Below are 12011 nucleotides of genomic sequence, written 5' to 3'. Positions count from 1 at the left end.
AGCTAGCTGCAGAACTCGAGGGTGACCTCGGCGGGGCAGCACAACTCGTCGCGTTGGTTGTAGACGGCGATCTCGAGGTCGACGAGCTGTCGCGGGAGGTCGCCCGCCGTATCGACGCGCTTGTCGACGACGCGGCCGCGGCCGACCATCGAATCGCCGGCATAGAACGAGCCCAGCAGCGAAACCTTGCGCCGCACGACCCGGCAGTAGGGACCCGCCCAGCCGGTCGCGATCCGATCGACGAATCCCGCGGTGTGCATCGTGTTGACGAAAATCGTCGGATGTCCGTGCCGCTGGGCGTATTCGGCATCGAAGTGGCCGGGAAAATAGTCCCATGTCGCGCCGGGGTTCATCGCGACGCGGTGGTAATCGAGCGGGTCGACCACCTCGGCGAGTTCGGTGGGCACGACGATGTCGTCCCACGACAGGCTGCGATACGGTCTCACGGCTTCCCCGCAGGGGTGAACCGGAACAACGTGTTTCGGTTGATCGCGACCAACGCTCCGTCGGCGCGGTGGAACCGGTCGCAGGTTTCGACGAAATGACCCGTGCCCACCCGCGTCGTCTTCTCGGGTGACACCGAGACGAGTTCCTCGACAACTTGGAGACGGTCACCTTCGAGGATGGTTGCGGGAAACTCGACATCGTTGGACGCGTTGATCATCGTCGTTCCGGGTAATGGCACCCGGATGGCTATCGAAGCCACCGGAGGCTCGTCGGTGGGCGACCACGGTGGCGGGATCAGCCAGCCCATCAACAACGCAGGCGGAGCGACCAGACCGCCCCACACCTCGCGGGCGAAGTCGGCTTCCCAGTAGGCAGGGTTGGGATCGTGAACCATCGAGGCGAAATGCTGGATGCGCGCTCCGCTCACCGCCGTCCCGGCATACCTCGGCTCCGTCTGGACGCCGATCATGCGCAGGGCGTCCTCGTAGGTACCGAAGGCAAACTCGTACCGGATCCCCTCGCTCACACGGGTAGCGCACTTTCCTGCGGCACGCGGTCCCATTCGAGTTCGCGTGACGTGAAGTACCAGCCGCCACGCTCGTAGATGAGCCGGTCGCTGAACGTCCCTGAGCCCTGAAGTTGGTTGTCGCGCAGCAGCAACACGACGCATTTCTGGGTCGCGTCGACGCCGTCGACCGTGATCTCGTGGTCAACGGTCACCAGCCGCACCCCGCCACCGCCGTCGAATGCCTTGCGCAGATCGGTGAACGACTCCCCTGCCCGCACATAGGTGGCGCCCGCGTGACGGAACGTGGTGATCCAGCCGATGAGATCGCCTTCGGAGTACAGCCGGTTGTGTCGCGCGTCGAGGTTGAGGATGGCTGCCCGCGCCGCCAGTCCGTCCAGCACGAACTGCTGTTGGTATGTCAACGACATCTATCTCATCTCCTAGCGGCTGAGCACGTAGCCGTGCGCTTCGCGGTCCCAGGCGTCGGCGCCCAGTCCCCTGTTGCGGAGCACGTCCTTGCGGACGCGTCCGATGACGGTCTTCGGAATCTCTTCAAGCGCTTCGAGGTAGCGCGGCACACAGAAGTACGGCATTCGGGCCGCGCAGAAGTCGAGCAGTTCGGCGAAATCCACTGTCGCACCGTGGTGCAACATCACGACGACGAGGATGTCGTCCTCTCCGAGGTCGCTCGGAATGCCGACCGTCGCAGCCTCCGACACGGCGGGGTGGCCCATCACGGTCTGTTCGACCTCTACCGACGACACGTTCTCGCCGCGGCGGCGCAGCGAGTCCTTGGCGCGGTCCACATAGGTGAGGTTGCCGTCGTCGTCCAGCGAGCCGAGATCACCGGTGGGAAACCATTCCGGGTGCGGCTCCACGTCCAGACCTGCTCTGCCGGGTGCCGACGACACGTACCCCTGGCTCATCGCATGCGTAGTCCGCGCCCGGCAGGCGATCTCACCGACCACACCGGTGGGCAGTGGCAGGCCCCGACCGTCGACAATCCGCACGTCGAACGCCGGGTTGACCTGACCTGAGGTACCCGGTTTGCCCTGGTCGGAGACTGCTTTGTAGGCGATCGGGAATGCTTCGGTCATGCCGTACATCGTCACCACGCGGCAGCGGTAGCGCTCCTCGATCTGTCGGTACATGTCCGCGGTGATGGGTGCCGCCGAGATGAAACGGATGCCAAGCTCGGCGTCGCGCGGATCAGGCGGCAGGCTCCAGAGCATCGACACCATGGCTCCGGCGCCGGCGAAGCCGACTGCGCCGCAGCTCCGTATCTCGTCCCATACCGTGCCGGGATGGAACGCGGCGGCCAGCACACTCGTCCCGCCGATCAGCAGGGGCGCCAGGACCGTGGGGGCGGCGCTGAGATGAAACAGCGGCATCGCGGTCCACAGCGTGTCTCCCTGCTGCAGTTCCCACGACGCCGCGACGGTTGCCGCCGCGGAGAACAAGTAGTGCCAGGTGGTGGCGACGGCCTTGGACGGCCCGGTGGTTCCCGAGGTGAAGAACAGTGCGCCGATCTCATCAGGCCCGACGGGCTCGACCTCTGGCGCGGAGGTGGGCGCGGCCGCCAACGCCTCCGCGAGCGAATCATCTTGAACCAGCGAGGATCTCAGTGTCGGTACATCATCGGCAACCTCGGCCACCCGGTCCTGGTGGTCGGTGTCGGTGATCACCACCGCGGCCCTCGAGAGGCTCAGCGCATGGGCCAGGAACTCCCCCTTGCTGGCCGCGTTCACCGCGGCGGACACCGCCCCGATTCGGGCAGCGCCGAGCCAGAAGTACACCCACTCCGCGCAGGTTCCGGTGAACAGCGCCACCGTTTCGCCGCGCGCCACGCCGAGATCGGAGAGCAGATGAGCGGCGGCACACGACCGCTCTCGCATCTGCGCGAAGGTGACCGGAGTTCCCGCGATCGACATCATCACGCGATCGCCGTACTGATCGGCGCGACGGTCGAGCACCGCAGGGACGCTGAAGCATTCGACGCCGAACCCCGCCGGGTCTAGTGAAGGTCCCCGACCACGGGGCATCACACCCTCGCTGCAGCCGGAGCGGGATCGCCCTCGGCGGTGTAGCCGAAGTCGATAGGCGACGGCTCTTCACCCGGGTAGAACCGGTGTGCCCACCGCCGCAGCGCGGCGTAGTCGCGCGCCTCCTCCGGCGCCAGGTTGGGCTTCTCGAGGTACTTCATGTTCTCCCAGGTGAAGAAGTCCTGCTTGATGACCTCCTGTTGCAGCGCAAGGAATTTCGCAGCGCGGCCCGCCGGCTTGTCGCCGGTGTCGCCGGGTTCGCGCACCGACGCCTGTGTGTAGAAGTAGTCGGTGTAGTCCTCATCGACCGGGGTCTGGCCGGTGACCTCGATGGTTGCGACGAGCTCCTTGGGGAAGCGCACGATGCCGAGCCCGAGCGAATAGTTGTCGTAGATGATGTTGGCGTCGACCGGACCCTCAGGCGTGAGCCATGTGGACGGACGGCCGCCACCGAAGTTCGCCGTCACCGTCGCATGCAGGTGGTAGCCGTTGGCATCGAACGACGTGGTGTTGGCGGCGCTGTCGGCCTTGTGGACGAACTGCACGTGATATGGGTCGGCCGCGTTCTCAATGATCATCTGCGCGTGCACCTTGACGCGGTTGAGCATCCGGGAATGCGGGTGCAGCGGGTAGTAGTCATCGGTTTCCAGTTCCGGCAGCACCGGCGGCTCCCAGTACGGAGCGCGGCCGTGACGTTCGTGCCAGACGATGATGAACCCGTACCACTCCTGCGCGGGGTACGACTTGATCCGCACGTTCTGTTTGCAGCCGATCTTGCTGTACGGAATCAGCGCGTTTGTGCCGTCGCCGCGCCACTCCCACCCGTGCCACGGGCAGACGATGTGCTCGCCCTCGACGGTCCCGCCGACACCCATGTTCGCACCGAGGTGCAGGCAATAGGCATCGAGCACGTTCACCTTGCCCGACTTCGTACGGAACATGACCAGTTCCTCGCCGAAGTAGTGCGCCCGCTTGACCTGACCTGCTTCCAAATCCGAGGCGAACCCGACGATGAACCAGCCCGTCGGAAAGCGGTAGGTCGAGAGGCTGATCCCACTCGGGCCGAACTCGCGTTCGGACGGATCGATCTGCGGGTCGTGAACCTCTTCTTGTTGAAAAGACCCTGCCGTCATCACGTTTCTCCGTCCGCGCGCGCTATAACCGCAGGTCGTCAAACCTGCCCGTTGCCTATTTTTACTATTTTAGGCATTCTAGGTCAAGGATGGCGACGCGAGGAGAACGCATGCCCACGACGACTCCGGTCGATCTCTCGGATTCTGTGTTGTGGGAGAACGGTTTTCCCGACGACCTGTTCACCGAACTGCGCCGTGAGCTGCCGATCTTCCACCACGAGCTGACCGACGGCGTGGCCAACTCGGTGAAACGTGACTTCTGGATGACCACCAAGCATCGCCACACCCAACGCATCCACCGGGACACCGACGCGTTCACCGCGGCCGACGGACCCTTGATCCAGGGCATCGGGCCCATCGGCTCATTTCCGAACGTCATCACCATGGATCCCCCGGTTCTGACGAAGCGCCGCCGGGTGATGTCGCATGCGTTCACGCCGAAAGCGATCGGCAAGCTCGAGGACGGCATCCGCCGACGCGCGTCCGCGATGATCGACGGGCTGCTGGATTCGGGGGGCGGCGACTGGATCGAAGACGTGGCCGACGTGCTGCCGATGTCGGTAATCGGCGACATCGTCGGCATCCCCGACGAGGACCGGACGCACATCTTCGACACCCTCGATCGCATCCTCAAGGCCGGCGCATCCGAGAGCCAGACCAATGCCGAGGAGCACATGGCGTTGTTCGGGGAAATCTTCACCTACGCGCTCGAACTCACCGCCGAGAAGCGACGCAACCCCACCGACGACATCTGGAGCACACTCACCACCGCCGTCGTGACCGACGAAAGTGGCGAGGAGCTGTCCATCCCCGCCAACGAGCTCGAGATCTTTTTCTTCGTGCTCACGCTCGCAGGCAGTGACACCACGAAAAACGCGCTGGCAGCCGGTCTTCAGGCCTTCGTGGCCAATCCCGGTGAGATACAGCGCTATCGCGCCGACGAGTCGATCCGGGCGCGCGCCGTCGAAGAGGTGTTGCGCTGGTCGTCGCCGGTCGCGTTCTGGACCCGCACGACAAAGGTCGACGTGGAGATGGACGGCATCACTATCCCCAAGGGCGATCGGGTGGTGTCGATGCTGCGTTCGGCCAATCGGGACGAGGACGTCTTCAAAGACCCGTTCGTGTTCGACGTCGGGCGCCCAGACAATCCCCACGTCACCTTCGGCGGCGGTGGACCCCACCACTGCCTCGGGGCCATGCTGGCGCGGGCCGAGATTCGTGCGGCGCTCGACGAACTGCTGCTGCGCGCCGACGACATCAGTCTTGGCACCCCCAAGGTCACCCATCCCAACCTGGCGAACAACATGTCGATCTTCGACGGGATGGCGATCTCCCTCACGCCCCGCTGACTCACAGGCCTTTCGGTCGGGTGCCGATGACCCCGTCAGCGGCAAGGCGTTCGAGATCTGCCTCCGTCAGCCCGCACAGCTCCGTCAACACCTCGCCGTTGTGCTGCCCCAGCGTCGGAGGCGGACGATGCAGCCAGGTGTCCACACCGTCGAGGCGGGCGAACGGCGGACACGGATACAGACCGGGTCCGGTGCTCGGATGGGTCAGGGGTTCGAAGAAGCCGCGGTGCACCAGTTGCGGATTGTCGATCACGACCGATGGCGAAATCACCACGGCTGCCGGAATACCGGCCGCTACGAGCTGCTCGACGACGGTGGCCGCGTCCTGCGTGGCGAACCACTGCGCGAGGTCGCTATCCGGTGTGCCCATCAGTGTGACCAGCGCATCCCGTTCAGTGTCGGTGCGGACGGTCATGGCGATCCAACTGTCGTCGCCCGCACACCGGTAGATGTCCTGCGTCACGCCCGGGTGGTGCCCCTTGTTTCCGTTGCGCTCCAGGATCGACCCGTACAGCTCGAATTCCATTGGCTGCACCGCGGTCACGTTGAGCACGCTCTCGATCATCGGCACCTCGACGAGTTGGCCGCGGCCGGTGCGATCGGTGAACTCCAATGCCGCCATGAGCGCGAACGCCGCATGTGTTCCCGCGAACGGGTCGCAGGCGCCACGCGGGGCGACGGGCAGTCCATCCGGCATGCCTGTCACCCAGGCAAGGCCGGCGATCTGCTCCATCGTTGGCGCGAAGCCCACCCTGTCGCGCCACGGACCGGTCAGCCCGAAGGCAGGCATGCGCACCATCACCAGGCGCGGGTTCAGTTCGAGCAATGCGTCGGCGCCGAGGTCGAATTGATCCATCACCCGAGGCGAGAAGTTCTCGATCACCACGTCGGCCTGCGCGATCAGCGTCTTGATGAGGCCGCGGCCGGCGTCGGTCTGCAGGTCGAGTGTGACCGACCGCTTGTTGGTGTTCATGGCGTGAAAGACCCAGCCGTACTCCCACCAGTCGTCGACGTCCTTGCGCATCCCGCCCGAGTAGCGGATTCCGTCCGGCCGCTGGATCGACTCGACCTTGATCACCTCGGCGCCGAACGCCGCCAGGGAGTGAGTGGCCGACGGACCCGCCCAAAACGCGGTGAAATCGACGACCCGCAGCCCGGCCAGAGGTCGCCCGGTCTTCGGTCCAGCCGTGGACTGCCTTGGCTCCCATAGGGACTCGGCATCGGAGGCGCCGATCGCCGGCGCGGGGCGAATCGAGGACGGTGCGGCGTCCGACATCAGCCACGGTGGACGCGGTTGCGCGAACCCGGCCGGGTTGTCAACGTACACGCCGCGCTCCAGAAGGTGGTCCATCTCGCGGACTGTGGCGCCGTTTCCCAGCGCGGCCAGCGGCAACCTGAACAGCTGTCCCAGCTCGACGATCTCTTCCACAGTGCGCTCGCGCATCCACGGGTCGATCCGCTCCCGGATCCAGTCGCGGTAATCCCAGCGCCCGATCTGGAATTGCAGCTGGGGCACCTCGGTGAACTCCGGACAATCCACCATCGCGGCGAAGTCCAGCCACTGCTGACCGGTCACCATGCTGATGCCGACGAAACCGTCCTTGGCCGGTTCGATCGAGGGCACTTCGACGGAGCGCCGAACGTGTGGTGCCTTCAGCAATTGCGAGTGCAGCCACTCGCCGCTCTGCATCAGCGTGATGGCCTCGAGCATCGACATGTCCAAATGCACGCCGCGACCCCAACGGTGCGCAGCCAGCGCACCGTATGCCGCCCACACGCCGCCTTGGTACTCCCCCAGATCGCCGCCGACCGAGATCGGTGGACCGGCGGGATCGCCGCGGAAACCTGTGAGTCCGGAGTCGGCCTGCAAGGTGAATTCGGTCGCGGGGCGCTCCGCCCACGGACCCGTCCAGCCGAAGTCGGAGATGGTGACGACGACGAGCCGCGGTGCCTGTTCCAGCAGTCGCTGCAGATCGATTCCGCGCTCGGCAGCCGCGGATCTGGTCGCGGTGACGATCACGATGTCCGCACCGGTCAACAGCTCGTCGGAAAAGCTTGTCGTGCTGCGTTTCCCGGCGTTCAGATAGGCGAACAGCGGCGAATCCTTGCCGTCGGGCGGCACGGCACCCGATGCGGTGAAACGGCGCAGTGGGTCCCCGTCGGGGGGTTCCACCTTGATGACGTCGGCACCGGCATCGGCCAGCAGTTTGCCGCAGTAGGCGCCCGCGATACGATCGCTGATCTCGACGACGCGCAGATCATGCAGCGGTGCAGGTGCTACACCCTCTACGTCACTCACCCGCTAGAGCCTCCCGTGGTTTCTTTGTCATATTAGTAACTTTTGTCAGATAGCGATTATGTACACCCCAGGTAGCGGGGCTTTCACTGTTAGCATTGTTGGCGATATGACCACGTTGGGAATTGGGCCCGAGGCTCGCCGCCGACTCGGCTCGCGCCGGACAGCCGAGATAGTCGCGGATGAACTTCGCCGCCAGATCATCGACGGTGAACTCTCCGACGGTGACCTGCTGCCGCGCCAGGAGGTGCTCGTCGAGCAGTTCCGGGTCAGTCTGGTGTCATTGCGCGAAGCCCTTCGAATCCTCGAAACCGAGGGTCTGGTTTCCGTACGCCGGGGCAACCGCGGTGGCGCCGTCGTGCACGCGCCCGCGAAAGCCAGCGCTGCGTACATGCTCGGACTGTTGCTGCAGAGCGACACCGTTCCCCTCTCCGATCTGGGTGCTGCACTTCAGGAACTCGAACCGATGTGCGCAGCATTGGCGGCGCGACGCGCCGATCGCGGCGATGAGCTCGTCCCGAAGCTCAACGAGATCAACGCGTCGATGGCCGAGCACATCGAGGACGGCGCAAAGTTCACCGAGATCGGTGGGCAGTTCCACGACGAGGTCGTCCGCGGCTGCGGCAATCACACCATGATCGCCGTGGTGGGCAGTCTCGAGACGCTGTGGACCGGTCACCTGAACTGGTGGGCCCAGGAGACCACGGCGCGGGGCGAGTACCCGTCGATGAGTCAGCGCCGCATCGCAATGTCCATTCACAACAAGATCTCCGACGCCATCGAAGGCGGTGATGCCGAGCGCGCCCGCAAGCTTTCGGCCCGCCACATCGCTGACACCCAGACCTACTTCAGCGCAGCCGATCCCGAACAACGGATCGTGGCGCTGTCGCCGCAGGCACTGGCCCGACGCAAGGTCTAAGGGTGCCGTGTGCGTAGCGCCCTGGTCACCGGCGGCAGCGGTGGAATCGGAAACGCGTGCGGGCGCAAGCTCGCCGAACTCGGCTACGACGTCGTCCTGACCGCCCGGCGCGAGGAACCCCTGCGCGCCGCCGCGGCGCAGATCGGTGCGCGGTATGCCGTCGCCGACGCGGCGCAACCCGAGACGTTCGCACCCGCGGTCGATGCGCTCGACGAGATCGACCTCGTCGTGCATGCCGCCGGCATCCTTGGCGGAACCTACGCCCGCAAACAGACTTTCGCTCAGTGGCGCGCGACCATGTCAGCGAACCTGGACTCGTGTTTCGTGGTCACGTCTGCAGCCCTACCGAAGATGAAGCAGGGCTCGCGCTTCGTGTTCATCTCATCGTCGGCGGCGCATGAGCCCATGCTCGCGCGGACGGCCTACTCCGCATCGAAGGCCGGAATGAACGCGTTCGCGGGAGCACTCGCGCGTGAGGTCGACCGCGACGGCATCAACGTGCACATCGTCACACCGGGACCGGTCGAGACCGAGATGCTGCAGGACGTGCCGTTCGAGATGTACGCGATCCGCGCGGCCGATGTCGCCGACGCGGTGGCATGGCTCGATACCCTCGACCCGTCCGTCGATCTGCCCGAGATCCGGTTGCACGCCATCACGCGCGGCCCGCACGCCCGCACCCCCGTCGTCCCACTGGAGGCCGAACGTCGCACCTCGAGGTGATTTCGGTGCGCTAGCAGTCGCCCAGCGATCGTTTGGGCACCGAAATCGCAGGCAGTTCCGAGGGCAGGGCCTTGACGGTGGCGGGCAAGCCGTATAGCGCCGTGGCGTTGCCGCGCATGATTCGCTCGCGCTGGTCGGCCGGGAAACGCCTGATCGCCCAGTCCGGCGAGTCATAGCTCCAGTGCGGGTAGTCCGTGGAGAACATGATGTTGTCGCCGAGGTCCATCATCTCGAGGTACTCGCGGTACTCACCGAGGTCGACCTCTTCGAGTGGTTGCGTGGTGAACCGCACATGCTCGCGGACGTAGTCCGACGGCTTGCGGCGCACATGCGGCAGATCTGCCTTGCGCTGCTCCCATATTCGGTCCATGCGCCACATGGCAGGCAGCGCCCAGGTGAAGCCGCCCTCGACGAACACCACGCGGAGATCGGGATGGCGGTCGAAGGCGCCGTCGAACACCAGACTCATCAGATGCGACACGTACAACAGCGGCCATGACGCGAAGAAGTCGTGCCAGTGCGCGGGATTGCCGACCGGATAGACCGGGATCAACTCGAACGGCGTCTGTCCCATCAGGTGTGTGGCGACCGGAAAACCGTTGCGGGCCGCGGCCGCGTACATCGGATCGAAGTGCGGGCTGCCGAAGGGGATTCCGCGGGTCTGCGGTGTGATCAACACTTCGGCCATGTACGGGTGTCCGGCCCAGCGCTCGATCTCCCGGGCGGCCGCTTCGGCATCCTGGGCGGTCACGCTGATCGCGCCGCGCCACCGGCCGTGCCAGTTGGCCTCGCCCAGCCACACGTCGGCGAGCCAGTCGTTGTGGGCGGCCTTGAGGACATGTTCGGCCTGCGGCAGTTGCGCGTCGCACATCGGTTCCAGCACAGCGATACTCACGCCGGCGTCGACCAGCAACTGCTTGGCGGCGAAGTCCGGATCGCTGCCCGCGACACCGCCTCCTGGCGGGCCGGCGTCGACCCGCAGCGAGTTGGTCTTGTACGAGTCCGGCGTGTCGTAGAAATGCGGAACCGGCGAGACCGCGTTACCCGTCGGCCACAGTTTGTCCTTCCACTCCGCAGGCGCGTACGACTTGAGCACCTCACCCGACACGGGCAGCGGGTGGACGTCGGTGTCGACGATCGTCACCGCGATATCGGTGGCAGCTGTCCTGTCCGCGACGTCCTCGACAGTTGTCATGTCAGGCTCCCTTCAACCTCGGCTACCCGATAGAGATCACTTGCATTGCGCCACAGCACTTTCTCCCTCTGGGACTCGTTGAGACCGGCGACGGCGGCGTCGGGTCGAGCGGTGGACCAGTGCGGGTAGCCCGAGCCGTACATCAGCAGGTCGGCCTTGTCGGTGAAGTCCATCCACCGTTCGGCCTGGCCAACATCAGTCGGCCCGTCGAGCGCCGACGAACAGAACCGCACGTGCCCTGGCAGATACTCACTGGGAAACCGGTCCACCCAAGGGGTTTGGTCCCGCATCGACATCCAGAAGGTATCCAGCCGCCATATCAGCGGTGTCAGGATGTCGTAGCCGCCGTCGGCGAACACGAACCGAAGGTCGGGGTGCCTGCCGAACATGCCCTCGATGATCAGCGTGGCGAGATGGACGAACGAGTTCAGCGGCATGAAAGCGGCATAGCCCGGATAGGTGTAGGCGTGGCCGGCAAACGTTGGCGCATGGTCGACGCCGTTGCCGCCGTTGATGTGTAGGGCTACCGGCAGTCCGTGTGCGGCGGCCGCTTCCCAGATCGGCTCGAACATCGGCTTGCCATACGGCTCGCGCGACTGCATCGGGACACCGACCTGCACCATCTTCGGGTGGTCGGCCAGTCGCTCGATCTCGGCCACCGCTCCCCTGACGTCCTCGGGGTTGACGCGGATGGTGCCGCGGAACCTGTTGGACGTATCCGAATCCAACCAGCGATCCAGCAGCCAGTCGTTGACCGCCGCGCAGATCCGGCTGTTCAACAGATAGTCGGCGATGTTGCCGCGCGTCAGCGGATTGAGAATCGCGTAATCAGCACCGTTCTCGCCGAAGAGATGACGCGCCACGGTCTCGGGGTCGGAGCCCGGATAGCCGTCGCCGTAGAGGTCCTGGCGGTAGTCCCCGCCCGGCGCCTGGTACCACTGCTGCTCGACGTCGGGGATGGCGCGCAGCTTGTGCGGCGCCGAAAGGTAGCGCCGGATCTCGGAGTTGTACCGGAAATGCGGCTGGACGTTCGCGTCGATGATCATGCCGTGAGGAACACCTGTCCATCCGCAACGTCCACCTCATAGGTGCGGACTCTCTTCTTCGGGTCGGCGAGGTTCTCTCCCGTGGTGATGTCGAACTCCCACTGATGCCACGGGCAGCGCGCGATCTGACCGGCGCGCACATGGCGAATCTGGTCGGGCATCTCCGGGGCGTATTCGGTGGTCCCCCTGACGTAGCCCAGACATAGCGGTGCGCCCTCGTGTGAGCAGTAGTTCGCGATCGCGTAGAGCGAGCCGTCGATGTTGTAGACACCCACGCCGTACTTACCGGCCTGCACCAGTTTCATGGTTCCCGGAGGCAGGTCTTCGATCGCGCACACCGGTAAGCGCTGCAT

Annotated in this window: 12 protein-coding genes; 3 read left to right on the top strand and 9 right to left on the bottom strand. The window is 65.3% G+C overall.

Translation table 11 applies throughout. The annotated features are described in order from the left end of the window. Nucleotides 1-2: 2 nt before the first annotated feature. From CSQ99_RS11260 to CSQ99_RS11240, 5 genes are read right to left on the bottom strand one after another with little or no spacing between them, the layout of a single operon-like run. On the bottom strand, nt 3-446 hold the full coding sequence (locus CSQ99_RS11260) for a MaoC/PaaZ C-terminal domain-containing protein (RefSeq protein WP_099039130.1): 444 nt from the start codon (nt 444-446) through the stop codon (nt 3-5). After that, nucleotides 443-916 (bottom strand): MaoC family dehydratase, encoded by a 474-nt coding sequence (locus CSQ99_RS11255; protein WP_099039204.1) that lies wholly within the window; start codon nt 914-916, stop codon nt 443-445. Before CSQ99_RS11255 ends, CSQ99_RS11260 begins: the two co-directional genes overlap by 4 nt. A 53-nt stretch (nt 917-969) precedes the next feature. Continuing rightward, nucleotides 970-1383 (bottom strand): nuclear transport factor 2 family protein, encoded by a 414-nt coding sequence (locus CSQ99_RS11250; RefSeq protein ID WP_099039129.1) that lies wholly within the window; start codon nt 1381-1383, stop codon nt 970-972. Nucleotides 1384-1395: 12 nt separating this feature from the next. Then, a complete protein-coding gene (locus tag CSQ99_RS11245) occupies nt 1396-2997 on the bottom strand; it encodes an AMP-binding protein (protein WP_099039128.1) in 1602 nt (533 codons plus the stop codon). After that, a complete protein-coding gene (locus CSQ99_RS11240; protein ID WP_099039203.1) occupies nt 2997-4130 on the bottom strand; it encodes an aromatic ring-hydroxylating oxygenase subunit alpha in 1134 nt (377 codons plus the stop codon). Before CSQ99_RS11240 ends, CSQ99_RS11245 begins: the two co-directional genes overlap by 1 nt. A 110-nt stretch (nt 4131-4240) precedes the next feature. On the opposite strand from CSQ99_RS11240, the gene CSQ99_RS11235 reads away from it, so the two are divergent. Next, nucleotides 4241-5479 carry a cytochrome P450 gene (locus tag CSQ99_RS11235; RefSeq protein ID WP_099039202.1) on the top strand — a complete coding sequence of 413 codons (1239 nt, stop codon included), beginning with the start codon at nt 4241-4243 and terminating at the stop codon, nt 5477-5479. Nucleotide 5480: 1 nt separating this feature from the next. On the opposite strand, the gene CSQ99_RS11230 is transcribed toward CSQ99_RS11235, so the two are convergent. Further along, nucleotides 5481-7778: a CaiB/BaiF CoA transferase family protein gene (locus CSQ99_RS11230; protein ID WP_099039127.1), complete on the bottom strand. Its 2298-nt coding sequence runs from the start codon at nt 7776-7778 to the stop codon at nt 5481-5483. Nucleotides 7779-7884: 106 nt separating this feature from the next. On the opposite strand from CSQ99_RS11230, the gene CSQ99_RS11225 reads away from it, so the two are divergent. Next, on the top strand, nt 7885-8694 hold the full coding sequence (locus CSQ99_RS11225; protein WP_099039126.1) for a FadR/GntR family transcriptional regulator: 810 nt from the start codon (nt 7885-7887) through the stop codon (nt 8692-8694). A 9-nt stretch (nt 8695-8703) separates the two neighbouring features. Further along, nucleotides 8704-9417, top strand: coding sequence for an SDR family NAD(P)-dependent oxidoreductase (locus CSQ99_RS11220; protein ID WP_099039125.1), 714 nt, complete (start codon nt 8704-8706; stop codon nt 9415-9417). Between the two features lie 10 nt (nt 9418-9427). Here CSQ99_RS11220 and CSQ99_RS11215 read toward each other — a convergent pair whose 3' ends face one another. The 3 genes from CSQ99_RS11215 to CSQ99_RS11205 are packed head-to-tail and all read right to left on the bottom strand — an operon-like array spanning nt 9428 to nt 12011. Continuing rightward, on the bottom strand, nt 9428-10612 hold the full coding sequence (locus CSQ99_RS11215; RefSeq protein WP_099039124.1) for an amidohydrolase family protein: 1185 nt from the start codon (nt 10610-10612) through the stop codon (nt 9428-9430). Continuing rightward, a complete protein-coding gene (locus CSQ99_RS11210) occupies nt 10609-11658 on the bottom strand; it encodes an amidohydrolase family protein (RefSeq protein ID WP_099039123.1) in 1050 nt (349 codons plus the stop codon). Before CSQ99_RS11210 ends, CSQ99_RS11215 begins: the two co-directional genes overlap by 4 nt. Next, nucleotides 11655-12011 carry a Rieske (2Fe-2S) protein gene (locus CSQ99_RS11205; RefSeq protein ID WP_099039122.1) on the bottom strand — a complete coding sequence of 119 codons (357 nt, stop codon included), beginning with the start codon at nt 12009-12011 and terminating at the stop codon, nt 11655-11657. The genes CSQ99_RS11210 and CSQ99_RS11205 overlap by 4 nt, the downstream gene beginning before the upstream one ends.

The sequence above is a fragment of the Mycobacterium neglectum genome, from assembly GCF_002591975.1.
Taxonomy (GTDB): domain Bacteria; phylum Actinomycetota; class Actinomycetes; order Mycobacteriales; family Mycobacteriaceae; genus Mycobacterium; species Mycobacterium neglectum.
This window is presented reverse-complemented; position numbering and strand designations above follow the sequence as displayed.

What these genes read in the sequence shown, in the direction of transcription:
- CSQ99_RS11240 (WP_099039203.1), bottom strand. Translation starts at nt 4,130, where the DNA reads ATGACGGCAGGGTCTTTTCAACAAGAAGAGGTTCACGACCCGCAGATC.
- CSQ99_RS11235 (WP_099039202.1), top strand. Translation starts at nt 4,241, where the DNA reads ATGCCCACGACGACTCCGGTCGATCTCTCGGATTCTGTGTTGTGGGAG.
- CSQ99_RS11210 (WP_099039123.1), bottom strand. Translation starts at nt 11,658, where the DNA reads ATGATCATCGACGCGAACGTCCAGCCGCATTTCCGGTACAACTCCGAG.
- CSQ99_RS11245 (WP_099039128.1), bottom strand. Translation starts at nt 2,997, where the DNA reads ATGCCCCGTGGTCGGGGACCTTCACTAGACCCGGCGGGGTTCGGCGTC.
- CSQ99_RS11215 (WP_099039124.1), bottom strand. Translation starts at nt 10,612, where the DNA reads ATGACAACTGTCGAGGACGTCGCGGACAGGACAGCTGCCACCGATATC.
- CSQ99_RS11205 (WP_099039122.1), bottom strand. Translation starts at nt 12,011, where the DNA reads ATGCAGCGCTTACCGGTGTGCGCGATCGAAGACCTGCCTCCGGGAACC.
- CSQ99_RS11255 (WP_099039204.1), bottom strand. Translation starts at nt 916, where the DNA reads ATGATCGGCGTCCAGACGGAGCCGAGGTATGCCGGGACGGCGGTGAGC.
- CSQ99_RS11225 (WP_099039126.1), top strand. Translation starts at nt 7,885, where the DNA reads ATGACCACGTTGGGAATTGGGCCCGAGGCTCGCCGCCGACTCGGCTCG.
- CSQ99_RS11250 (WP_099039129.1), bottom strand. Translation starts at nt 1,383, where the DNA reads ATGTCGTTGACATACCAACAGCAGTTCGTGCTGGACGGACTGGCGGCG.